Origin of the sequence: Oceanimonas sp. MB9, from assembly GCF_011319775.1 — a bacterium.
Lineage (GTDB): Bacteria > Pseudomonadota > Gammaproteobacteria > Enterobacterales > Aeromonadaceae > Oceanimonas > Oceanimonas doudoroffii.
Genome location: NZ_VFBE01000007.1, coordinates 119,943 through 143,382, shown reverse-complemented (window position 1 = coordinate 143,382; position 23,440 = coordinate 119,943). Strand labels below are relative to the sequence as shown.

General features: G+C 61.7%; 19 protein-coding genes. 8 read left to right on the top strand and 11 right to left on the bottom strand.

Annotated features, from left to right (window positions below; translation table 11 throughout):
- Positions 1-2 precede the first annotated feature (2 nt).
- The gene (locus OJHNALOF_RS10800) at positions 3-1,376 is read right to left on the bottom strand and encodes a glutamine synthetase family protein (RefSeq protein WP_165662037.1); all 1,374 of its coding nucleotides are present in this window, start codon (positions 1,374-1,376) and stop codon (positions 3-5) included.
- Between the two features lie 276 nt (positions 1,377-1,652).
- On the opposite strand from OJHNALOF_RS10800, the gene OJHNALOF_RS10795 reads away from it, so the two are divergent.
- From OJHNALOF_RS10795 to OJHNALOF_RS10785, 3 genes are all read left to right on the top strand, one after another.
- Positions 1,653-2,402: a gamma-glutamyl-gamma-aminobutyrate hydrolase family protein gene (locus OJHNALOF_RS10795; RefSeq protein WP_165662036.1), complete on the top strand. Its 750-nt coding sequence runs from the start codon at positions 1,653-1,655 to the stop codon at positions 2,400-2,402.
- 86 nt (positions 2,403-2,488) lie between these two features.
- Entirely contained in the window at positions 2,489-3,850 is a 1,362-nt protein-coding gene (locus OJHNALOF_RS10790) for an aspartate aminotransferase family protein (RefSeq protein WP_165662035.1), read from the top strand.
- Positions 3,851-3,860: 10 nt separating this feature from the next.
- Positions 3,861-5,354, top strand: a complete 1,494-nt coding sequence (locus OJHNALOF_RS10785) for an aldehyde dehydrogenase (protein ID WP_094201607.1) — start codon at positions 3,861-3,863, stop codon at positions 5,352-5,354.
- Between the two features lie 62 nt (positions 5,355-5,416).
- Here OJHNALOF_RS10785 and OJHNALOF_RS10780 read toward each other — a convergent pair whose 3' ends face one another.
- From OJHNALOF_RS10780 to OJHNALOF_RS10765, 4 genes are all read right to left on the bottom strand, one after another.
- The gene (locus tag OJHNALOF_RS10780; RefSeq protein WP_094201641.1) at positions 5,417-6,187 is read right to left on the bottom strand and encodes a helix-turn-helix transcriptional regulator; all 771 of its coding nucleotides are present in this window, start codon (positions 6,185-6,187) and stop codon (positions 5,417-5,419) included.
- A gap of 86 nt (positions 6,188-6,273) precedes the next feature.
- Positions 6,274-7,380, bottom strand: coding sequence for a class II histone deacetylase (locus OJHNALOF_RS10775; protein ID WP_165662034.1), 1,107 nt, complete (start codon positions 7,378-7,380; stop codon positions 6,274-6,276).
- 20 nt (positions 7,381-7,400) lie between these two features.
- The gene (locus OJHNALOF_RS10770; protein ID WP_240919706.1) at positions 7,401-8,876 is read right to left on the bottom strand and encodes a Na+/H+ antiporter NhaC family protein; all 1,476 of its coding nucleotides are present in this window, start codon (positions 8,874-8,876) and stop codon (positions 7,401-7,403) included.
- 176 nt (positions 8,877-9,052) lie between these two features.
- On the bottom strand, positions 9,053-10,435 hold the full coding sequence (locus OJHNALOF_RS10765; protein WP_206063672.1) for a PLP-dependent aminotransferase family protein: 1,383 nt from the start codon (positions 10,433-10,435) through the stop codon (positions 9,053-9,055).
- Between the two features lie 93 nt (positions 10,436-10,528).
- Between OJHNALOF_RS10765 and OJHNALOF_RS10760 the strand changes: the two genes are divergently transcribed.
- Entirely contained in the window at positions 10,529-11,431 is a 903-nt protein-coding gene (locus OJHNALOF_RS10760) for an EamA family transporter (RefSeq protein WP_165662033.1), read from the top strand.
- A gap of 38 nt (positions 11,432-11,469) precedes the next feature.
- On the opposite strand, the gene OJHNALOF_RS10755 is transcribed toward OJHNALOF_RS10760, so the two are convergent.
- The 5 genes from OJHNALOF_RS10755 to OJHNALOF_RS10735 all read right to left on the bottom strand — a co-directional run bounded on the left by OJHNALOF_RS10755 (position 11,470) and on the right by OJHNALOF_RS10735 (position 15,708).
- Positions 11,470-12,048 carry a cupin domain-containing protein gene (locus tag OJHNALOF_RS10755; protein WP_094201603.1) on the bottom strand — a complete coding sequence of 193 codons (579 nt, stop codon included), beginning with the start codon at positions 12,046-12,048 and terminating at the stop codon, positions 11,470-11,472.
- Between the two features lie 78 nt (positions 12,049-12,126).
- The gene (locus tag OJHNALOF_RS10750) at positions 12,127-13,125 is read right to left on the bottom strand and encodes an ArsA family ATPase (RefSeq protein WP_165662032.1); all 999 of its coding nucleotides are present in this window, start codon (positions 13,123-13,125) and stop codon (positions 12,127-12,129) included.
- Positions 13,126-13,235: 110 nt separating this feature from the next.
- Positions 13,236-13,508, bottom strand: coding sequence for a cory-CC-star protein (locus OJHNALOF_RS10745; RefSeq protein ID WP_165662031.1), 273 nt, complete (start codon positions 13,506-13,508; stop codon positions 13,236-13,238).
- Positions 13,505-15,187 (bottom strand): carbon starvation protein A, encoded by a 1,683-nt coding sequence (locus OJHNALOF_RS10740; RefSeq protein WP_165662030.1) that lies wholly within the window; start codon positions 15,185-15,187, stop codon positions 13,505-13,507. Before OJHNALOF_RS10740 ends, OJHNALOF_RS10745 begins: the two co-directional genes overlap by 4 nt.
- A gap of 275 nt (positions 15,188-15,462) precedes the next feature.
- Positions 15,463-15,708, bottom strand: a complete 246-nt coding sequence (locus OJHNALOF_RS10735) for a DUF2960 family protein (protein WP_165662029.1) — start codon at positions 15,706-15,708, stop codon at positions 15,463-15,465.
- Positions 15,709-15,819: 111 nt separating this feature from the next.
- On the opposite strand from OJHNALOF_RS10735, the gene OJHNALOF_RS10730 reads away from it, so the two are divergent.
- Positions 15,820-17,649 carry an ATP-binding protein gene (locus OJHNALOF_RS10730; protein ID WP_165662028.1) on the top strand — a complete coding sequence of 610 codons (1,830 nt, stop codon included), beginning with the start codon at positions 15,820-15,822 and terminating at the stop codon, positions 17,647-17,649.
- The gene (locus tag OJHNALOF_RS10725) at positions 17,646-19,001 is read left to right on the top strand and encodes a sigma-54 dependent transcriptional regulator (RefSeq protein ID WP_165662027.1); all 1,356 of its coding nucleotides are present in this window, start codon (positions 17,646-17,648) and stop codon (positions 18,999-19,001) included. The genes OJHNALOF_RS10730 and OJHNALOF_RS10725 overlap by 4 nt, the downstream gene beginning before the upstream one ends.
- Before the next feature lie 8 nt (positions 19,002-19,009).
- On the opposite strand, the gene OJHNALOF_RS10720 is transcribed toward OJHNALOF_RS10725, so the two are convergent.
- Positions 19,010-20,245 (bottom strand): MFS transporter, encoded by a 1,236-nt coding sequence (locus OJHNALOF_RS10720; protein WP_206063670.1) that lies wholly within the window; start codon positions 20,243-20,245, stop codon positions 19,010-19,012.
- A 502-nt stretch (positions 20,246-20,747) separates the two neighbouring features.
- On the opposite strand from OJHNALOF_RS10720, the gene OJHNALOF_RS10715 reads away from it, so the two are divergent.
- Positions 20,748-22,949 carry a TRAP transporter permease gene (locus OJHNALOF_RS10715; protein WP_094201596.1) on the top strand — a complete coding sequence of 734 codons (2,202 nt, stop codon included), beginning with the start codon at positions 20,748-20,750 and terminating at the stop codon, positions 22,947-22,949.
- Between the two features lie 9 nt (positions 22,950-22,958).
- Complete coding sequence (locus tag OJHNALOF_RS10710) at positions 22,959-23,408, top strand: universal stress protein (protein WP_165662025.1); 450 nt, start codon at positions 22,959-22,961, stop codon at positions 23,406-23,408.
- Positions 23,409-23,440 lie beyond the last annotated feature (32 nt).

The window sequence follows — 23,440 nt, the reverse complement described above, 5'->3', positions numbered from 1 at the left end:
TGTCAGACCGAACGCAGATACCAGTCATACTCCTGAGAGCTGACGTGGCGCATAAACAGTTGCCGCTCGCCGTAGCGGTTGGCGTGGTATACCCGGCAGAACTCCTGGCCCAGGTATTCCGGCAGGATCTCATTGCGCTGCCATTGATCCAGCGCCTGGATCCAGCTGTTGGGCAGGCTGGGGGGATGGCTGGCGTAGGCGTTGCCGGTCACCGGCTCAAAGGGCTTCAGTTGCTGGGTCAGGCCATGGTGAATGCCGGCAAGAATGCTGGCCACCAGCAGGTAGGGATTGGCGTCGGCACCGGCCACGCGATGCTCCAGGCGGCGGGCGGCGGGATTGCCACCGGGCACGCGCACCGCCACGGTACGGTTGTCGGCGCCCCAGGTCTGGCTCATGGGCACGTAATAGCCGGGCTGAAAGCGACGATAGCTGTTGGCGTTGGGCGCAAACACCACCATGGACTCAGGCATCAGTGCCAGTACGCCGGCCACCGCCTGCTGCAGCAGCTCACTGCCGAGGGGGTGGTCGTCGTTACTGCAGAAGCGGTTATTGCCCTCACTGTCCACCAGGCTCACATGAATATGGGTGCCGCTGCCCGCCTCCTGATTGTAGGGCTTGGCCATAAAGGTGGCTTCCATGCTGTGGCGAGCCGCCACTCCCTTGATCAGTCGCTTGAGCAACACCGCTTCGTCGCAGGCCTGCATGGCATCCGGCCTGTGCTTAAGGTTGATCTCAAACTGGCCCGGGGCGCACTCGGCAATGGCGGTGTCCACCGGCAGGTTCTGGATCATGGCCGCGTGCTGAATGCTCTCGATAAAGTCGCAATAGTCATCGAGATCCGACAGTGAATAGACCTGGCACTGACGATCTCGCTTGCCGCTTACCGGCGACACCGGCGGCTGTAGCTGGTGCTCGTCGTCCCGTTCCCGATCGATCACATAAAACTCGGTTTCCACCGCCACCACAGGCGTCAGCCCAAGATCGGCAAAACGATCCAGCACCCGCTGCAGCACATGGCGGGGATCGTACACAAAGGGGCTGTGATCATTTTCATACATGCTCATCAGCACCTGGGCGCAGGGCCTGTCCTGCCAGGGAACCCGACTCAGGGTGCCGGGCACCGGAAAGCACAGCCGATCGCCCTCGCCCTGATCCAGCCCCAGTCCGGTTTCCTCAATGGTGTTGCCGTTAATGTCGAGGGCAAACAGCGAGGCCGGCAGGCAGACCCCCTCTTCATAGGCCTTGAGCAGGCTGTCTCTGGGAATGCGCTTGCCGCGGATCACCCCGTTGATGTCACCGATCATGAGATCGATGGAATTGATATCCGGGTTTCGCTCCAGAAACTCCCGGGCCTCTTGCATGCCCCTGTCACTCATGGTGACCTCCATGTTGCGCTTTAATAACCATAACAGAATGACAAATGTTATAGGATAATGAACAAACCAAGGCAATCACTCATCAACACCAAAAGTTAACACTATGTGAAAAATAGTTAACTTCGTCACATAAATTAAACTACGCCGGCTATAAACAAGGCTTTTTCACTGGATTCTGCGCAAATGACATGCTTCCATGCAGTAACTGGAACGGCGATACCGACCGTTGATTATATAAACCAAACGGTTTGAGCAGGTGAGACCATGGAAAGAATAATGCACAAACCCCTGATCGGCGTGACCGCCTGTCAGCGACAGATTGAAGGGCACCATTGCCATATGGTGGTCAACAAGTACGTGGACGCCCTGCGCCACTCGGCCAACGTGGAGGTCGTGCTGCTACCTGCCCTGGCCGAAGGCCTGAATGAAGGGATCCTTGAGCGGCTCGACGGCCTCTGCCTCACCGGCAGCTACAGCAATGTGGATCCGCGTCATTATGCTCCCGATCGGGATCATCCCGACTGTCGGCTGGATCCGGATCGGGACGGATCCGCGCTGTCACTGATCCGCTCTGCCCGCAAGCTGCAACTGCCACTGCTAGGGATCTGCCGTGGCCTGCAGGAAATGAACGTGGCCTGGGGCGGCAGCCTGCGCCAGCCGCTGCAGGTGTTGCCCGGCCTGATGGATCATCGTGAGCCGAACACCGACGGGGTCAACAGCCACTACGAGCCGGCCCATGCCCTCAGCCTGAACCCGGACGGCCTGCTGCACCGGCTCACCGGCGAGCTGAATTTCGAGGTGAACTCGCTGCACCAGCAGGGCATCGACCGCCTCGGCGAGGGTCTGCTGGCCGAGGCCCTGGCACCGGACGGCCTGGTGGAAGCCATCAGCGATCCCACCCTGCCCTTTGCCCTGGGCGTGCAGTGGCACCCGGAATGGCGCACCGACGAGCACCCACTCTACGCCGCCATCTTTACCGCCTTTGGCACCGCCTGTGCCCGCTACCGGGACAGCATCAAGGCTTAAAAAGGCTCATTCAAACAAGAGGGGACAGGCCGTTGCCGAAGTCATGGCCTGAACCCGACATATACATGAAGAAAAAGGACACCATCATGCACCAGTACAACACCCAAGCGCTGCGCGAACAGGACGGCCAGCACCACCTGCACCCCTTTACCGACACCAAGGATCTGGGCAGCAACAGCCGCATCATCACCGGCGCAGAAGGCATCTATATTGTTGATTCAGAAGGCAACCGCATTCTCGATGCCATGGCCGGCCTGTGGTGCGTGAACCTGGGCTATGGCCGCCAAGAGCTGGTGGAGGCCGCCACCGCCCAGATGACCGAGTTGCCCTACTACAACAACTTCTTCAAGACCGCCCATCCGCCGGCGATCAAACTGGCCAAAAAGCTCACCGAGCTGGCCCCCGAGCACATCAATCACGTGTTCTTCACCGGCTCCGGCTCCGAGTCCAACGATACGGTCGTGCGCATGGTGCGCCGCTACTGGCAGCTCAAGGGCCAGCCGGAAAAAACCGTGATCATCGGCCGACGCAACGGCTATCACGGCTCCACCGTGGCCGGTGCCAGCCTGGGCGGTATGGCCCCCATGCATGAACAGGGCGGCCCCATGCTGGCGGATGTGGAGCACATCGCCCAGCCCTACTGGTTTGGGGAAGGTCAGGAAATGAGCCCGGAAGCATTCGGCCTGCTGGCGGCACGCTCCCTGGAGCAGAAAATCAAGGAGCTGGGCGTGGAGCGGGTCGCGGCCTTTATCGCCGAACCGGTGCAGGGTGCCGGCGGCGTGATCATTCCCCCCGAGAGCTACTGGCCCGAAATTCAGCGCATCTGCGATCACTACGGCATTCTGCTGATTGCCGACGAGGTGATCTGCGGCTTTGGCCGGTTGGGACAGTGGTTCGGCAGCCAGCATTTCAACATCAAGCCCGATCTGATGCCCATCGCCAAGGGACTGTCGTCCGGCTATCTGCCCATCGGCGGCGTACTGGTGGGCGACCGGGTGGCCGACACCCTGATCGAGCAGGGCGGTGAGTTCTACCACGGCTTTACCTACTCCGGTCACCCGGCCTGTGCCGCCGTGGCCCTGCGCAACCTGGAGCTGATGGAAGAAGATGGCGTGCTGGAGCACGTGCGCGAGGTGGCCGCGCCCTACTTTGCCGAGCGCTGGGCCAGCCTGGCGGATCATCCCCTGGTGGGCGAAGCCCGCAGCCTGGGATTGCTGGGTGCCCTTGAGCTGGTGGCCGACAAGACCACCCTGGCCCGCTTTGAGCCGGGCATCGGCGGCCGCTGCCGGGACAACTGCTTTAACACCGGCATAGTAATGCGTTCCGTGGGCGAGACCATGGTGGTGTCACCGCCCCTGGTGATTACCAAGGCCGAGATCGACGAGCTGGTGCGCCTGGCCCGGGAGAGCCTGGACGCCACCGCCCGCCAGCTGGGCATCATGAGCTGAGGAGGCTGTCATGACGCAACATGCTCTTGCCCACTGGCAAGCCCTGAGTGAAGGACTGCGGCCCGAGGGCCGCGCCTTTATCAACGGCCGTTACTGCGAGGCCGTGTCCGGCGAGCACTTTGCCAGCCACAACCCGGCCACCGGCGCGCACCTGGCCGACGTGGCCAGCTGTGATAAGCAGGACGCCAGCCTGGCGGTGGCCCACGCCCGCACCGCCCTGCCCCACTGGGCCGGGCTGGCTCCGGCGGAGCGCAAGCGCCTGCTGCTGCGGTTTGCCGAAATGGTCGAAAGGCACGCCGAGGAACTGGCGCTGCTGGAAACCCTGGACATGGGTAAGCCCATCGCCAACAGCCTGAATGTGGATCTGCCCGCGGCGGCGCGCTGCCTGCGCTGGAATGCCGAGGCCATCGACAAGGTCTATGGCGAAATCGCCCCGACCGCGTCCAGCAGCCTGGGACTGGTGACCCGGGAACCCCTGGGGGTAGTGGCTGCCATCGTGCCCTGGAACTTTCCGCTGATGATGGCCTGCTGGAAAATCGCCCCGGCGCTGGCCGCCGGCAATACCGTAATATTAAAGCCGTCGGAAAAATCCCCGCTCAGCGCGCTGCGGCTGGCGGCCCTGGCCCATGAGGCCGGCCTGCCCGCCGGCGTGTTGCAGGTTCTGCCCGGTTACGGCCATACCGTGGGCAAGGCCCTGGCCTCGCACATGGACGTAAATGCCCTGGCCTTTACCGGCTCCACCGGCGTGGGCAAACTGCTGACCCAGTATGCGGGCGAGTCCAACCTAAAGCGCACCTTTATGGAATGCGGCGGCAAGAGCGCCAATATCGTGTTTGCCGACGCCGGTAATCTCGACTTTGTAGCGCAACAGGCGGCCCAGGCCATTTTCTACAACCAGGGCGAGGTGTGCATCGCCGGTTCACGGCTGCTGGTGGAAAACAGTATTAAAGACCAGCTGGTGGAGCGCATTGTGCACCACGCCGCCGCCTGGCAACCCGGCAACCCCCTGGATCCGGCCTCCGCCATGGGCGCCATTGTGGACGCCACCCAGCTCGACGGCATTGCCGGCCATGTGGCGGCGGCGCTGAAGCAAGGAGCCCGCCTGCGTACCGGCGGCGAGCCGGTGAACATCAACGGCGGCCTGTATTTTGCCCCCACGGTGTTTGATAACGTCACCAACAACATGGCCCTGGCCCGGGAAGAAGTCTTTGGCCCGGTGCTGGCGGTGATCGGCTTTGACAGCGCCGACGAGGCGGTGGCCATCGCCAACGACTCCCCCTACGGCCTGGCGGCGGCGGTCTGGACCCAAAACCTGGATCGCGCCCTGACCACGGCCCGACGGCTGGAGTCGGGCCAGGTGTTCGTCAACAACTATGCCGGCGGCGACATGACGGTGCCCTTTGGCGGTTACAAACAGTCCGGCAACGGCCGCGACAAGTCGCTGCACTCCCTCGCCGAATACAGCCAGCTGAAAACCACCTGGATAGAGTTTGGCGCGGGCTGACGATGGTGTGAAACACCAGCAGGCCGAAAAACACCAAGGGCGCCAAAAAGCGCCCTTGGTGTTTATTCCACCCCCAACTGACGCAGATACAGCTGAAACAGCTCGGCCTGGCTGTTGATGGCGAGCTTGCCGTAAATATGCTTGCGGTGATTTTTCACCGTACCAGGACTGATGCACAACTGCTCGGCAATGGCGGCGGCACTGTGCCCTTGCAGAAACAACCGTGCCACTTGCTGCTCCCGCTCGCTCAGGCGTTCATCAAGAAACTCCCCCGTATCATCCTGACATAAAGGCGACGCCTGCCAGTGATGCTTTTCCAGCAGCGCCTGCAATAACGGAAAAAGGTAAGCCATCTTTTCATTCAGCAGGCGGGCGTCCAGCTGAGGCGGCGGCTGGTAGAAACCAAATGAGAAGGCCAGGGTGGTATTCGTGCTGGATGAAAACAGGCACATCAGCTCGTCATGCAACCCCAGTCCGGTGTAATAGGTCAGGAAGTATTCACTGCGCCTAAACTCAGACGGAGCTATCTCATCCAGACGAAACACACCGGCGGCAGCATGGTTCAGCCAATGTTGATAAAAGGGGTCAAGCTGGTACATGCCGGCACAGTAGGGATGCAGGGTCGCCATCTCCTGCTGCTGGTTCAGATTATGTAACAAGATCTCCGGGGCGCGATAACGGTAAAACCGGCACAACACCAGATCGATATGTGGAAAGTAGCTTTCAAGGCAGGCTCGCAGCCGCGGCAGAAAGTCTTTTTCATCGAGGGATGACAGTAATTTCGCCAGGGGTGCAAGAGAGTCGGGCGCAATATCCTTTTGCATGAACGCCATGTACCACCGAAACGTAAAACGGTGAATAAAATGTAACATTCAAACAGGACCCTGACCAGTGACGGCACTGTATCAGGGTCGGGTACTCACGCACCAATGTCCTTCAGCAACGGCCGCAGGCGTTCAATCAGCACCGCCTGGTGAGGCTGCAATTCCTGCTGGCCCCAGCGGGCAATATCATCTCCCGCCGGATCGGGCACGTGAATATCGCTTCGACTCAGGGTTTCGATCACCCGGTGGCCGCAAAAAGGCACATATCCCTCCGAATAGCCTCCTTCATGCACCATCACCAACCGGCCCCGGCACAGTCGGTCGGCGGCGATCATCACCTTCTCGGTCAGCCGACCAAAGGCATCGGCATTAAGCAACATGCAGCCGAGCGGATCCATGGCGCCGGCATCAAAACCGCAGGCCACCACGATCAGTTCCGGCTTGAAACGATCCAGTGCCGGGATCACCAGTTGATCCATGGCCGCCAAGTAGGTGCCGATCCCGGATCCGGCCGGCAGCGGCACATTGAGGTTATAGCCGAAACCGGCCCCTCGGCCTCGCTCGTCCGCGCTGCCCGAGCCGATGGGATAGTTATTGTCGTGATGCAGTGAAATGGTCAGCACCTCTGCATCCTCATAAAACGCCTGCTGAGTGCCGTTACCATGGTGCACGTCCCAGTCGATCACCGCGACCCGGCGCACCAGGCCCCGCGCCTGTGCCGACCGAATGGCGATGGGAATATTGCCGAGCAGGCAAAACCCCATGCCCCTGTCCGCCTCGGCGTGATGGCCGGGGGGGCGTGACAGGCAATAGCCGTTGTCGACCTCCCCGTTGAGTACCGCCGCCACCGTGGCCATGGCCAGGCCGGCAGAGCGGCAGGCAATGGGAAAGGCATCCTGGCGAAAGGGCGCATACTGGCCGGCATCACCAAACCCTTGCTCACTCATTGCATTGAGTTCATCAATATAACGCGGGGTATGAAAGCGCAGCAGGTCTTCCCGCGTTGCGGGTTCACCTTTTATCGGAAGCAGCTGATCCAGCAGGCCACTCACCGCCAGCAGGTTGCGCAACCGGCGCTTGGTTTCCGGGTGTTCGGCGGCAGCGGCAGGCTGCACAAAGCCACCGGGGCGGTCAAATACCGAGCAGGGGCCGGCATCGTGCCACAGGCAATGTTCGTGAAAGGCGAATCCGGTTCGTTTCATTGTGCTCTCCTTGTTCAAAATCAGGCCAGCAGCCACAGCAGTACCGTGGTGATGCAGGCGGCAATCAGGGTATAGGGCAGTTGGCTTAAGGCATGCTGCATCGGGCTGATGCCGCATCCCCGGGCGGAGATCACGGTGGAGTCACCAAAGAAGCAGGCATGGCTGCCAAAGGCCCCCGCCGACACCAGGGCCCCCAGGGTTAGCGCCATGTTGGCGTCCAGCGCCTGCGCCAGAGGCACCATGATGGGAAAGGCGATGGCATACACCCCCCAGAAGGAGCCGGTGGCAAAGGTCAGCCCGGCGAGCACCAGAAAGCTGAGCGCCGGCAGCCAGCGGGCGTTCATGTAGGGGGTAATGGTGTCGATCAAATAAGGCGCCAGCCCCAACTTCTCGTTCACCGCCTGCAGCACAAAGGCCGCAAACACGATGCCCAGGGGCAGCAGCATGGTGGCCATGCCCTGAATAATTTCGTCAAACAGCCGGGGCAAACTGGCCAGCCCCTGCAGCCGATACAGTACCAGCGACACCACCAGGGCACAGCCCACGCCCATCAGGGCATCGATGTCGAAATACCAGGTGGCCAGCAGCAGGGTCAGTACCGGCAGCATGAAGTTCATCAGCCGAGGCGGCTGACGGTGGCCCGGCTCGTCCTGCTCCACCGGCATGCTGTTGCCTTCAAGGCAGTCCCGCTCCGCCTGCCTCATGCTGCCCAGCAGCGGAATGACGCCAAAGGCCACCAGGGGCACCAGCAACAGCGCCACCCAGGGGTACACCAGGTAAGGCAACAGACTCAGGTAATAGTTGAAGCCCTCCCCTTCCGGCACCAGGCCATTGGCTTCGATCAAGCCGGCGAGATAAATTACCCAGGTGGAAAACGGGATCAGCAGGCACACCGGCGCCGAGGTGGAGTCCACCACATAGGCCAGCATGTCCCGGGAAATGTTCAGCTTGTCCGACAGCTTACGCATGGCGGTACTGACGGTCAGGGCGTTAAGATAGTCATCTATAAAAATGGCAATGCCCAGCAGCCAGCTGGCCATCAGGGCATGAGAACGGCGTTTCACATATTTACCCAGGCTGTCGCTGAAGGCCAGGGTAGCCCCGGAAAACTGCAGCAGAGCGATTAAACTGCCAAGCAGGCCGCATACCAGGATCAGCCAGCCCATGATGGGCCCCTGCATTACTTCCAGGGTGCTGGCCACAAAGTTGTGCAGCGTTCGCTGTGGTTCAATCAGGGCAAACCCGGTCAGGGCGCCGGCCAGCAGCGGCTCCAGGGTTCGCCGGGTCAGTAACGCCAGTCCCAATACCACCAATGTCGGCACCAGGGCCAGCAGCCCGAATTCGCCGTTGTCTTTTCCCGTTCCAAAGAATATCGCCAGCAGCAACAAGCCACTCACTACCGCCAGCCGAATCCAGCCGATGGGCAGTTTATCCACTCGGGGGCGCAGTATTTTCTCCATGCCATCTTCCTCGTCGTTCCATTGACGATTCATCATGAAGGTGGCTGAAAGCAGGTAACATGTCCCCTGAGGGACATTTGGCGTGATCTGAATCACGGCAAGGGTGCACCATCACCCGATACGGATAATACGAGAATGAAAAGGACGGCCCTGGCTACAGGCAGGGCCTGTTCCTGAAGCAGACGAGGCCTCATTCATTTTTCCGCCGAGGCTCAGGCGCAATGCGCCTCGATCAGCCGTACCAGGGTGTCCAGCTCCAGGCGCACCTGCTCGTCAAATGCAAAGCCCATATTGATGCGCAGGCAGTCGCGGTAGTGCGCGGAGGCGGTGAACAGGTCGCCGGTGCGAATGTCCAGGCCGGCGCCGCGGGCGGCCTGCCCCAGTGCCTCGGCCGCCAGCCCGGGCACCTGCAGCCAGAGCACCAGGCCACCGTCCGGCTGGGCGATTCGGCTGCCCGAAGGCAGCCGTCGGGCCAGGTAATCTAGGTAAAACTGCTTTTGCCGAATCAACCGGATTCGGGTACGACGCAAATGCCGGGCATAAGCCCCGGTGTCGATAAAGTCGGCCATGGCCAGCTGTACCAGGGTGGGCACACCAAACAGCCTGGACGCCATGGCGGCACCAAAGCGACCCGGGCGACACCAGCCCAGCCGGTAACCGGGGGACAATGTCTTGGACACCGAACCACACCAGATCACATATCCTTCCTCGTCATACCAGGCGGCCGGCAGCGGCATGCGATCGCCGTGGGCCAGCTCCAGATAGACATCGTCCTCAATCACCGGCACGCGGTAGCGACTGGCCAGCCGTGCCAGCCGTTGCTTCTGAGCCACCGACATGGTGATGCCCTGGGGGTTCATGTGGCTGGTGCAAAACAGCCCCGCCTGCACCGTGCCTTCGGCCATCAGCCGTTCCAGCTGGTCCAGATCAATGCCGTCGGCCCGGGACGGAATCTCCACAATGCGCCGCGACATATGCGCCAACAGTTCGAGCAGGCCGTTATAACAGGGCGAACTGATGGCCACCGCGTCACCGGGCCGAGTGCAGATCTCCAGCGCGCTCTGAACCGCGGCCATGCAGCCATGGGTGATCATCAGCTCGTCGGCGCCGAGGGCAAAGCCCGCCTGACTGAAATGACTGGTCAGGGCTGCCAACAACGCAGGTTCGCCCAGGGGGGGCGGATATTCGCCGATCCGGCCGGCAGTGGCTGCCAGGGCCCGTCGAAAGCTGCGATCCAGACCATTGCGGGTGGCTTCGTCAAGCCCCAGCAGTGCCGTACCCAGGGGCCCACCATTCCGCTCCCGCGCCCGTGAACGACCTCGTTCCGGTGTCGCCACCCGGCTGGCAAAGGATGCCCATTCCGGCGCCGGCGCCACGGGCCGGCCGGCGGCCACGAAAAAACCCGCCTTGGGCCTGGCCACCAGCCAGCCGAGAGATTCCAGCTCGGCGTAACAGCTGACCGCGGTAGACATGCTGATCCCGTGCTGGCGGGCCAGCTGGCGCAGCGACAGCAGCCGCTCGCCCGGTGCCAGCCGGCCGGCTTGAATGTCGGTGATGAACTTCTCCGCCAGCTGCCGATATCTCGCCATCGCCATCTGTACCCCCTTACTTTTTAAAAATTGTATCTGTACCCGTCAGGTGCGGCAAGGGACACTCAATCCCCATTAACCTCACTCGGAGCACTTGGCATGAACCCACGGGATTTCTGGCTGATCGTCCTGGTCATGGCGATCTGGGGCATCAACTTTTCCATGATCAAACTCGGCGTCAGCGAGCTGGATCCGCTGCTGGTCGCGGCGGCCCGCTTTCTCTGCGCTACCTTTCCCATCATCTTTTTCATTCGCCGACCCAAGGTGCCCTGGCGCCACCTGATAGGCTACGGTCTGGTGTTCGGCACCGGCATCTGGGGCATGGCGTCCTGCGCCATCACCTTTGGCCTGTCGGCGGGCATGGCCTCGGTGCTGCTGCAGCTCGACGTGCTTACCACGGTGCTGGTGGGCGTATTGTTGTATCGGGAAACCATCAGCCGGCGCATGTGGTCGGGCATTGCCATCGCCCTGCTTGGTGTGCTGGTGGCCATCGTCTACACCAACGGCAACGTCACTCCCGCCGGCGTGCTGTTTATTCTGATATCGGCCATCTGCTGGCCCCTGGCGGGGGTGATAGTGCGTCGCTCGGGCACGCAGTCGGCCTTTGCCTTCAATATCTGGGGCATGTTGTTTGCCCCCTTGCCGCTGATTGGGCTCAGCCTGCTGTTCAACGGGATCGACGTGCTGGAGATCACCTACCGGCAATGGCATGCCGGCGCCTGGCTCTCGGTACTGTTTCAGGCCTATCCCACCACCCTGTTCGGCTACTGGGTATGGAACCGTATGCTGCTCAAATACCCAATGAGCCAGATGGCCCCCATGACGTTGCTGGTCACGGTGTTTGCCCTTGCCAGTGGCTACCTGATGTACGGTGAGCAACTGTCACCGGCCCAGTGGGCCTCGTGCACGGCCTTTTTGCTGGGCATCGCCCTGGTGCTGTATCGGGGACCACTGCCCGGCAAGCCGCGCACTCCTCTGAGTACCGACAAGGGCACGGCATAGCACAAACAGATCACGTGCAGGGGTGTCCCTGCACGCGGTCAGAAATGCTTGGCCGGGGTGGAGCAGCTGACGATGCGGCAGGGTTTATCGCTGAGGTTGCGAAAACGGTGGGGCTGGGTGGTAGAGAAGTAGTAGCTGTCGCCGGCCTTCAGCAACCGGTGCTGGGCACCTATGGTGATTTCAATTTCTCCTTCAATGACCACGCCGGCTTCCTCGCCATGGTAGGCCATCATGTCGTGGCCGGTATCCACGCCGGGGGGATAGGTTTCCACAATAAAGGACATGGCCCGGTTCTTGCGGTTGTAGCCCACCAGTTTCAGGGACAAATTGCCGCTGCCCACGTCCTGCAGTTCCTCGGGGCTGAAAAAGATCTGATCGGTGTTTTGCAGATCCAGGGTAAAAAACTCCCCTACCGTCATGGGAATGCCGTCGAGGATCTTCTTCAGGGAGCTCACGGAAGGGCTGACCTTGCCCTGTTCAATCAGCGACAGGCTGGAATGGGTCACGCCGGTGCGTTTGGCCAGCTCCCGCTGGGAAATATTGCGCATCAGGCGCACCGCCTTGAGACGGGCGCCCACATCATTGGCGTCGTCGCCGTCCTGCTTCGCTGTTGTCATGTTGCTCCATAAACCAAAAAACCTGGCGGCAAATTTTACCCAATGCCAAAACAGGCTGTAAATTCAATTCCGTACCGGTCAGAGCCCGGCCTGCTCCAGCCGGGTAGCCATGTCGCTCAGGCCGTCCAGCCCCTGAATGTCGGTGGGCTGAAGATACAGCGGATAGCGGGACAGATCCGCAAATATTCGAGCAATATCGGCCAGGTGTTTTTTTTCCAGCGATCGCCGCCGGGCCAGAAAGGCGCCGTCGGCGTCGTCGGGCAAAATGCGATTCACCACCAGCCCGGTCAGGGGCAGCTTTTCTTCCCGCAGCGCCGCCACCGCCCGCCCGGTTTCCAGTATCGGCAGCTTTTCGGGCGTCAACACAAACAGCAGCGCGGTCTGCTCACTGTCGGTAAGCAGCCGGCGGGTGCGCTGAAACAGTCGCTGACGGGCCAGCAGGGTATCGGTAATGGATTTGGTGCGTTCGTCCATGCCGGCGGTTTCGTGGGCCCGAGGGTCGCCAAAGGGGCTGTCCACGTCCTTGCCCGGGGTCAGGTGGTCCAGTACCTCGCCCAGTTTTTCCGACCGTCGGTTGCTCTTGAGCATGCCCTGAGTCCAGGCCGCCATGGCCTCGGGCAGGCTGAGCAGGCGCAGGGTGTGGCCGGTAGGAGCGGTGTCGAAGATCACCAGGTCGTGGGTTTGCAGCCCCTCTTCCATCACTCGGGCCATGCGCTCCAGCAGTGCCGCCTCCTGGGCCCCCGGCGACTGCCGGGTGAGCCGCATCTGCCGCTCTACCTCGCCGTACATTTCGGGCCGAGTAAAGCGTTTAAGCTGGGCCAGCACCCGGGCCAGATGCTGCTCTACCTCGTGGTCCGGATCCAGCTCCAGGCCGTCGAGGTTGGGCGCCAGCCGGGTAATGGTGTCGCCAATGTCCCGGCCAAAGGCGTCGGCCAGGCTGTGAGCCGGGTCGGTCGACACCAGCAGGCAACGCTTGCCCCGGCGGGCCGCCAGCAGCGCCAGCGACGACGACACCGTGGTCTTGCCCACGCCGCCCTTGCCGCCCACCAGCAACACCCGCTTGTCGGTCAGTAACATGTAATTTCTCCAGACAGGAAGGCCGGCATTGAAGCCGGCCCCGGTGTGCAAAATGTTGGGATTCGCTTCGCTCATCACCAACCTACGCAGCACATCAAAAGACAACTCAATCAGCAGCAGCGGAAGTGATCCAGCGGCGAGTGCTCCATGCCCATGCGCTTGTGCCAGTCGTGAAACCGTTCCAGCAGCAAGGGCTGCAGCTCCAGGGTGTAATAGGAGGCCGGGTTTGGCACTCCCATCATTTCCGAGAACACCAGCAGCATAAAGAGGTCATCCTCTTCGCGCCGGGCCCGGGCAATGGCCGCCCGGTAAGGCGCGTTATATACCTCTTCCGCATATTGGCTGGCCCGGTTTATCCAGGCCAGAACCCGCTTGATTTTCACGACTGGTCCTCGAGCTCTTCGGCCTTGCCGCTGCGCAGCCGGTTCAGGGTAGAGCCGCATTCCAGGGCCACCAGAATGGCCGCCGCCAGCACCACCAGATCCAGGCCAAACAGGAACCAGTTGGCCTGCTCATAGAAGCCTTTGAGCTGAATAAGCAGCGCCAATACCGTCATCACCAGCAGGAACAGCAGTGGGATCAGGGTGACCAGCATGGGTCGGCCCAGTCGCGCCAGCATCACTGTGATCACCAGCAGGGTCAGGCCCGCCAGCAGCTGGTTGGTGGTACCGAACAGCGGCCAGATCAGCAGGCCGCCGGAGCCATCACCGCCGGCGCCAAAGGCCAGCAACAGGCATGAAGCCACCGCCAACAGGGTGGCCGGGGCCGCCTTCTGCATCCAGTTAATGTTGTAGATAACGCCCCACTCCTGAAAGATGTAGCGCTGCAGGCGCAGGCCGGTATCCATGGTGGTGCCGGCAAATAGCACCGCCATCACGGTGAGAATGGTCTGCGACAGCTCGATATCAAAGCCCAGGCCGTTGCTCAGAATGTTGGCGCCGCCCTGCACAAAGGCGGCCACACCACCCTGGCCAAAGCCGCTGTAAATGGCCTGCCAGTCGGCCAGGGTGGCGAAACCGGCGGTGGCGGCGATGATGGCGGCCAGCGCCAGGCAGCCTTCACCAATGGCGCCGAAATAACCCACAAAGCGCAGGTCGGTTTCCTTGTCGAGCTGCTTGGAGGTGGTGCCGGAGGATACCAGGCCGTGAAAGCCGGAGATGGCGCCGCAGGCAATGGTGACAAACAGCAGCGGTATCATGGAGGGCGTGCCTTCCGGCACATTGTCGTTAAACGCCGGCGCCACCACGTCCGGGGCCGACAGCAGCACGGCACCGTAGAGCAGGCCCAGGCCCACAAACAGCTGCAGGCCGTTGATGTAATCCCGGGGCTGCAGCAGCATCCACACCGGCAGCAGCGAGGCGATGGCGGCGTAGACAAACAGCAGAATGATCCACTGGGCCTTGTCGGTCAGCCCCATAAACAGCTCGGGCAGCGCCAGCGGCATGGAAGGGCCGACCCAGATCAGGGCATAGAGCGCTACCACGCCCACCACGGACACGGTGAGCAGGCCAATCATCTTGCGGTAAATCAGCTGACCGATGATCAGCGCTACCAAGATGGCGCCCCACACCGGCACCACCGAGGTCTGGAACTGGGTGAGCAGGCCGGCGATCACCACGGCGAACACGGCGTTCACCATCAGCAGCACCAGGAAAATTACGATCATGAAAATGCTGCGGGCGCGCTTGCCCACCACGTCGCCGGTGAGGGACCCCACCGATTTGGCCTTGTTGCGATTACTGGCCCAGATCGCCCCAGCATCGTGCACACCGGCAAAGAAGATGGTGCCGAACACCACCCACAAAAAGGCGGGCACCCAGCCCCAGATCACCGCGATGGCCGGCCCCACTATGGGGGCAGCCCCGGCTACCGAGGTAAAGTGGTGACCCCAGAGCACGAACTTGTTGGTGGGCACATAATCCACCCCGTCTTCAAATTCGTGAGCCGGGGTACGAAACCCCGGATCCAGCCGAAATATTTTTTCGGCCACGAATTTCGAATACACGAAATAGCCAAGCGCCATGGCGCCCAGCCCGATCAACATCAGGAATATGGCATTCATTTACCCGCTCTCCCGTAAAGAGTTTTTCTTATCATTGTTAGCATTTCCGGTATCGTCAAACCGGGGCCTGAACGAACCCCAATTAAAAGGAAAAGCCACGAAGAATCAATACGGTAACAACAAATTCAAATGACACCGAAAGAAGACAAAATCATGAATGCGCGAATGACCGAATCCGCCCAATAAAAACCACCATTCAATAAGCGGAATGGCAGTTTATATCACCATTCACTACTGAAAATTAAGAGGAATACACAGACTCAATCAAACCGGCATTATTCTTCCCGAAAAATGCTGATCTGGGTAACACCCAGCTTGCGAAAATATTCTTCCCGAAATTCCTTCATGGTTTTTTTATCGTTGCGGCTGATATTCGCCAGTTGATCTTCCATGCGGCGAAACTCCGCCAGGTTCAGCCCCTCGGCGGCGGCAATGGCATCATAAATGCTGTGATGCTTGTCGTTGGCGTAGCCGATTTCCTTTTGCTGCTTGCGGAAGTGGTAACGAATGCGAAAGGCCATGATGCAGGGCTCCGTAAAAAGCGCCATTGTCGCTGCAAACCCCGCCCGCACTCAAGAGTGCGGGCGGCATCACGTCAATTCGAGTCCATAAGGCGCATAATGCCGGCCATCATGAGTCAACATGCCACCCTCTCCCGCCTGCGCCGCATCGCCCTGCCGTTGCTGTTGCTGACCGGCACCCTGCTGGTGACCGCCGGGCTGTTCTTTCATGCCCAGAATCAGGGGCTGGCACACATTCGCCAGAACGCCGAAGCCAGCCTCAGTCGCTATATCATCAACCTGCGCCACCAGCTGGCCCGGCACCGGGATCTGCCCAGGCTGCTGGCCACCCAGCAGCAGCTCAAGGCGCTGCTGGCCGACCCTTACAACCCGCAAAAGGTCGACGCCGCCAACCGCTATCTGGCCTGGGTCAACCGCACCATGGGCGCCACCGACAGCTACCTTATCGACAGCAACGGCATCACCCTGGCGGCCAGCAACTGGGATCAGCCCAATCCCTTTATCGGCAACGACTACAGCTTTCGCCCCTATTTTCAGCAGGCCGTGGAAGGCGGCCAGGGCCGCTACTTCGCCCTCGGCAATACTTCGCGAGTGCGGGGGTATTTCTTTTCCGCCCCGGTGCGGCAAAACGGCCAGATCATCGGCGTGGCCGTGGTCAAGGTGGATCTGGAAGATATTGAAGGCAGCTGGAACGATGCCCTGCAGGACATTCTGGTGATGGACGAAGACGGCGTCATCTTTATCTCCACCCGTCATCACTGGCGCTTTCGACTGCTGCCTCAGGGCAATGCCCTGGTGCCGGACCAGCAACTGCTGGCCCGTATTCAGGGCAGCCGCCGTTACGAAAACGCCGAGATCACCCCTTTGCCGCTGCACAACAGGGAGATCACCGCCAGAGGCAATCAGCTGCTGACCCTGAATGGCACTCAGGCCGCCGGTCACTATCTGCTGGTCAGTGAACTGGTGCCGGAGGCCGGCATGCGGGTGGCGGTACTGGCCAACCTGAGCCCACTCAAGACCCGTATTGCCCGCACCCTGGTCATGGGGCTGGGCGGTTTCTGGGCGATCGCCGCCCTGTTGCTGTTCCTGCGCGCCCGCCATCGCATGCAACGGCGCCATGAGCGTGAGCTGCAGCAGGCCCACGAGGCACTGGAACGACGGGTGGAGCAGCGCACCCGGCAGCTGACCGACAGCAACCAGCGTCTTAAACAGGAAGTGGAGCAACACCGGCAGACTCAGGATCAACTGGTGCAGGCCGCCAAAATGGCGGTGCTGGGTCAGTTGTCGGCGGGCATTAACCACGAGCTGAATCAACCTCTCACCGCCATTCGCCAGTTCGCCGACAACGGCCGCAAGCTGCTGGAGCGGGGGCGCACCGAGTCGGTGGCCGGCAACCTGCGGGAAATTGGCGGCCTGGCCGAACGCATGGCCGCCATTTTGCAGCCGCTGCGTGAATTCGCCCGCCAGCGCGATGCCGGCGGCGCGCAGACCCGGCTGGCGCAGTTGCGTCAGGGCGTCATGGTGCTGATGGGCGGCGAACTGGAAAAGCGTCATGCCCGCCTGCACTGGCCGAATACCTATGACTCGCTCATGGTGGCCGGTGATCTGGGCCGGCTCGAGCAGGTGCTGGTCAACCTGATTGGCAACGCCCTGCAGGCCATGGCCGATGAGCCGGCGCCCCACATCGACATTGATGTGCAGGCCAGCGAACGGCAGGTGACGCTCAGGGTGCGCGATGACGGCCCCGGCCTGAGTGAACAGGCCCTGGCGCACATTTTTGAACCCTTTTTCACCACCAAGTCCACCGGCCTCGGCCTGGGGCTGTCCATCTCTCACCGCATTGTTCAAAGCCTGGGGGGCGAGCTGACCGCCGCCAATCACCCGCAAGGCGGCGCCATCTTCACCCTGGTGCTTGCCCGCGCCCACAAGGAGCCTGCATGACCGCGCCCTATATTCTGCTTATCGACGATGACGATGCCATTCGGCGCTCCGCCGCCCAGACCCTGGAGCTGGAAGATTACCGGGTGCAGGCCTTTGACCGCGCCGACAAGGCGCTGCCGCAGCTCGATGAGAACTTTGCCGGCATCGTGATTACCGACATCAATATGCCGGGCATCACCGGCCTGGAACTACTGGAGCGGATCAGGATCATCGATACCGATATTCCGGTCATTCTGATCACCGGCTTTGGCGATATCTCCATGGCGGTGAGCGCCATTCAAAGCGGCGCCTACGACTTTATCGAAAAGCCCTTTTCATCGGATCTGCTGCTCGACGTGGTGCACCGGGCCCTGGAAAAACGCGCCCTGACCCTGGACAACCGCCGCCTGCGCCTGGAGTTGCAGGCCCAGAGCGCCCCCGGGCCACGCATTATCGGCGGCTCGCCGGCGGTGCAGGAACTGCGCCGGCTGGTACAGACGGTGGCGTCCAGCCCGGCAGACATTTTGCTGATGGGAGAAACCGGCTCGGGCAAGGATCTGCTGGCCCGCTACATTCACGAGCACAGCCCGCGCCGGGAACAGAATTTTGTGGCCATTAACTGCGGCGGCATGCCCGAGAGCCTGATCGAATCCGAGCTGTTCGGCCACGAAAAGGGCGCCTTTACCGACGCCAAGGAAAAGCGCATCGGCAAGCTGGAGCACGCCCAGGGGGGCACCCTGTTTCTCGACGAAATCGAGAGCATGCCCATGAGCCTGCAGATCAAGCTGCTGCGGGTGCTGGAAGAGCGCACCATAGAACGACTTGGCTCCAACCGGCTGATTCCGCTGGACATTCGTATTGTGGCTGCCACCAAGGCGGATCTGCGGGCCCTGGCCGATGCCGGCGATTTCAGGGAAGATCTCTATTACCGGCTCAATGTGGTGCGCATCGACATTCCCCCCCTGCGCGCCCGCCCCGACGACATTCCCATGCTGTTTCAGCACTTTGCCCTGCTGGCCTCGGCCCTGTACGAACGGGAAATTCCACCGCTGTCGGCGGAGCGGCTGCATCAGCTTCTGAGCCACAGCTGGCCGGGCAATGTGCGGGAACTGCGCAACCTGGCGGAACGCTATGTATTGCTGGGCGAGGCCTGCTCCTTTGATCTGGGTGACCACAGCGGGCCCGACAGCCCGGCTTCCGGCCAGAGCCTGGCCGCCCGGGTCGATCAGTTCGAAAAAACCCTGATCCAGACCGAGCTGGCCCGCCACGGCGGCTCCATCAAGCACACTCAGGAAAGCCTGCAACTGCCGCGCAAGACCCTGTACGACAAAATGAAAAAACACGGCCTCGACAAAAATGACTACAAGGGCTGACACCGACGCTAGCGGTTAACGGTGGTCCGGGCCGTCAGCACATACCCCGCCAGGCCCATAACCGGGCCGGGCAGCAACAACCACAGGGCATCCAGCCCCAGGTATTCAAACAGGCTGCTGGTGACGGAAATGGAGACCACGGTAATCGCAAACCCAATGCAGTTCTGAATGGCCAGCGCACTGCCGACGGATGCGGGCGGGCAGGATGTGGCCGCCAGCGCGGAAAACTGCGGCGAGTCGGCCACCACGGAAGCGCCCCAGATCATCAGTAGTAACAGCAGGCTGCCAGCCTGCAGGTCGCGCCAGCCAAGCACGAAGATCAACCCGCAAAGCCCAGACATGGCCAGCGCCCCCAGGGCGACCCTGGCGCTGCCCGCACGCAGGGACAGCAAGCCGCCGCACAGCGAACCCAATGCGCCAACGGCGATAATGGCAAAAGACAGTCCGGACACCCCCAGCCCGGGAAAGTGCGACGCCAGGGAAGTGCGGGCGACAATCAGGGGCACCAGGGTCCAGAAGGCGTACAGCTCCCACATATGGCCAAAATAACCCAAGGTCGCAGCCCGGAACGGGCCGTGCCGAAACGCGTGCAAAATGGAAGGTGGCCGAGTATCGGCGCCACTCGGCCGGCCGGTTGCAACGGCCGCATGGGGCCCGTCACCCAGGGAGCCAACCAGCCAGGCGCCAAGCACCGCGGTCACGGACGAGGCGGTGATCACCAGCTGCCAGGACAGATCGGCGCCCATCACCCGCATTGCATGAGGCAGCGCCGTGCCCAGTGTCAGCATGGCCACCAACTGCGCCAGCGCCAGTCCGGTTCGAGCGGGTGCCCAACCCACGATCAGTTTCATGCCCATCGGGTAGATGCCGGCCAGGCAAATGCCTACGCCAAATCTGAACAGCATGCCGCTTAACAGGCCCTCGGACAGCCAGGCAAACCCCAGGTTGAACAGGGCGCCGGCGACGGCGCTGCCCATAAAAATCGAGCTGGCCCTGAACCGATCCGCCCCACCGCTCATGGAGATAACCAGGGTGCCAAGAATAAAGCCCAGCTGAACGGCACTGGTTAGCCAGCCAATGTCTGAGGCACCGATCCCCCAACTCGCTATTAAATCGTCGGATGTGCCGTTGGCACTGAACCACAAGGCGGTTCCCAGCAGCTGGGCCAGGGCAATGGTGGCAACAGGCCCCATCCCCTTGAGCAGGAATCGCCTTACTGCGCCGTCATTCACCGTTAAGGTCAAGCCATGCTCCCATTGAGTCGATTGAACAGAACAAAAGAACGATGGGTGGAATTCCCCCCATATGCCCATTAAGAGGCCTGAGGTTCAGAGCCATTCCTCCCGCCACAGCCTCTCCCCCCTGTTTTGAACTTCGCGAAGATAACCGAAGAGAAAAGCCCCGTCATCCCCGTAAAAACGGTGCTCCTGCCCACCACACAAGACGCTTTTTGCCAAATGAGGCTCGGGTTAAGGAGCCAAGGCCGGCTTACTCGCGCTTATGCACGGCCTGCTGCCCCGGCGTTTTTGACTAATGGGTGAAAACCCGCCCATCACCGGCCACGAATGGGTGGGTTTCCACCCATTATCGCGTCCATGCATGGCCCTGTGCTTGGCCCACTTCTGCCCAGGCTCCCTTTTGGTGCGGCTGTCGCCGGCATGCACCAAAGTTGGCCTGGGTTTTGCTAATAGGATGTTAACGAAAACGGCGGCTTGTTGGCGGCCGATGGAAAAACGAGGTTAAGGAATGTCACAGCAACAACAACAGCTCGACGCACTCAGCCCCGAAGAGCAGAAAAAGCTCAAGGAGCTGATGGAAAAGGATGCCAAGACCGAGCGCAAGCTCACCGGGCCCTGGGCCTGGCTGGTGGCGGCGCTGGCCGCCACCATGGTCGCCCTCTACTTCTACGGCGCCGGCGTGGCCGCGCTCAGCACTCAGTATCATCTCGGCATTTATGTGCTGATCACCTTTGTACTGGTGTTTCTGCTTTATCCCGCCGGCGGCCGCACCGCCCATGCCGGCCTGTCGGTGGTCAGCGCCGCCCTGCTGGCGCTGCTGGCCGGGTGCTTCGTGATTTATGACTCGCCCACCGCCTTTTACCAGCAGCTTTCCCTGTTTCAGGAAACCTGGGAATACGACGGCCTGAGCCTGGCGCTGGAACAGGATCTCGACCGGCTGCACTATGTGCTGGCCCTGGTGCTGCCCTTTGCCGCCCTGATGATTCCGCTGGATCAGTGGCTGAGCCGGCGCAACGGTAACAGCCCCACTGCCAGCGACGTGGTGCTGGCGCTGATGGTGGCGGGTACCGTGCTCTACTGGATCAGCCAGTTCGAGGCGCTCAATTACCGGGCCGGGGCCGAGAACGAGGTAGACATGCTGGTGAGCGTGGTCGGCCTGCTGCTGTCCCTGGAAATCTGCCGCCGGGTGCTGGGCTGGTCCATCACCCTGATCGGTGTGGGCATGATCGCCTTTGCCCTGTTCGGCCCCTACCTGCCCGAGCTGTTTGCCCACCGGGGCTTTCGCTTTGAACGCCTGGCCACCGCCCTGTTCCTGACCACCAACGGCGTGTTCGGGGTCATGGCCAACGTGCTGGCCACCTATGTGATCCTGTTTATCTTCTTTGGCGCCTTTTTGCAGAAATCCGGTGCCGGCAAGTTCTTTATCGATCTGCCCCTGGCGCTGGCCGGCCGCTCCACCGGCGGCCCGGCCAAGGTGGCGGTGATCTCTTCTGCCCTGTTCGGATCCGTGTCCGGCTCCGCCATCGCCAACACCGTTTCTTCCGGTGCCTTTACCATCCCCATGATGAAACGGGCCGGTTTCAAGCCCCACGTGGCCGGCGCCATTGAGCCCGCTGCCTCCATCGGCGGCATGTTCCTGCCCCCCATCATGGGCGCGGGCGGCTTCCTGATGGCCGAGCTCACCGGCACCCCGTACTCCACCATCATGATTCTGTCCATTGGTCCGGCCATTCTGTACTTCCTGGCGGTGTACTGCATGGTGCATTTCGAGGCCAAGAAGCACGGCCTGGTGGGCGTGCAGGGTGAGGAAATTCCGCACTGGAAAACCGTGTTCAAGGGGGGCTGGTACTACGCCCTGCCGCTGGTGATCATTACCGTGCTGCTGCTCACCGGCCGCTCCGCCGGCAACTCCGCCTTCTGGGCCACGCTGTCGTGCATTGCGGTGAGCTGGGTCAGCAAGGAAACCCGCATGGGACCGAAGCAAATCTGGGAAGCCATTCAGGTGGGCGCGCGCAACACCCTGATCGTGGGCGCCACCATCGGGGTTATCGGCGTCATTGTGGGCACCATCTCCCTCACCGGCATGGGCCTCAAGTTCTCGGATCTGATCATCTCCATGGCCGGCGACAGCCTGCTGCTGGCCCTGGTGCTGGTGGCCATCGCCTCGCTGGTGCTGGGCATGGGTGTGCCGGTGACCGCCGCCTACCTGATCGTGGCCGTGCTGGCGGTGCCGGCCCTGGGCGAGTTTGGTGTGTCGGCCATTGCCGCCCACATGATCGTGTACTGGCTGTCTCAGGACTCCAATATCACGCCGCCGGTGTGCGTGGCCGCCTACGCCGGTGCCGCCATTGCCGGCTCGGACCCGTGGAAGACCGGCTGGACCTCGTTCAAGTTCGCCAAAATGCTCTATGTGATGCCGCTGCTGTTCGCCTATGTTCCGGCCATGCTGCTGGACGGCACCCTGATGGAAATCATCACCGCCTTTGTCTCCGCCACCCTGGGCACCCTGGCCTTTGGCGCCTTTGCCATGGGTTATCTGCGCCGCAAAACCCGCGTGCACGAGTGGTTGCTGCTGGGCGCCGGCACCCTGTTGCTGTACTGGCCCACCTTTGCCTCCGACATCGGTGGCCTGGGTCTGGTGGCCCTGGTGTGGTGGCTGCAGCGTGAAGGCGACACCAGCACCGCCGTTAACCATTCCAATGCCCACTAAGGAGGCCTCATGTCCCGGATCAACCTCATCCTGTACGCCACCGACTTTTCCGAGGGTGCCGCCGAGGCGGCATCTCTGGCGCAGGAACTGGCCTCGGCGCACGGTGCCCGGCTGCACCTGTTGCACGTGATCACCGGGCTGGATGACCGGCACCGCCGCGGCATTCCCGCCAGCGTGGTGGACGCCTTTACCAAGGAGGTCAAAACCCAGGCCATGACCGACCTGCACGACTTCAAGGAGCGGCAGTTCGGTGGCTTTCAGGGCGAGCTGACTTCGGAGCTGAACCAGGGCCATGGCGCCGACGAAATTCTGGCCCGGGCAGCGGCGCTCAAGGCCGATCTCATCGTGCTCGGCACCCACGGCCGACGTGGGGTAAGGAAACTGCTGCTCGGCTCCACCGCCGAGCGGGTCATTCGCCAGTCCACCGTGCCGGTGCTCACCGTGCCCGAACGTGACTGACACCGCATTCACCGGAAGACAACAAACGCAAC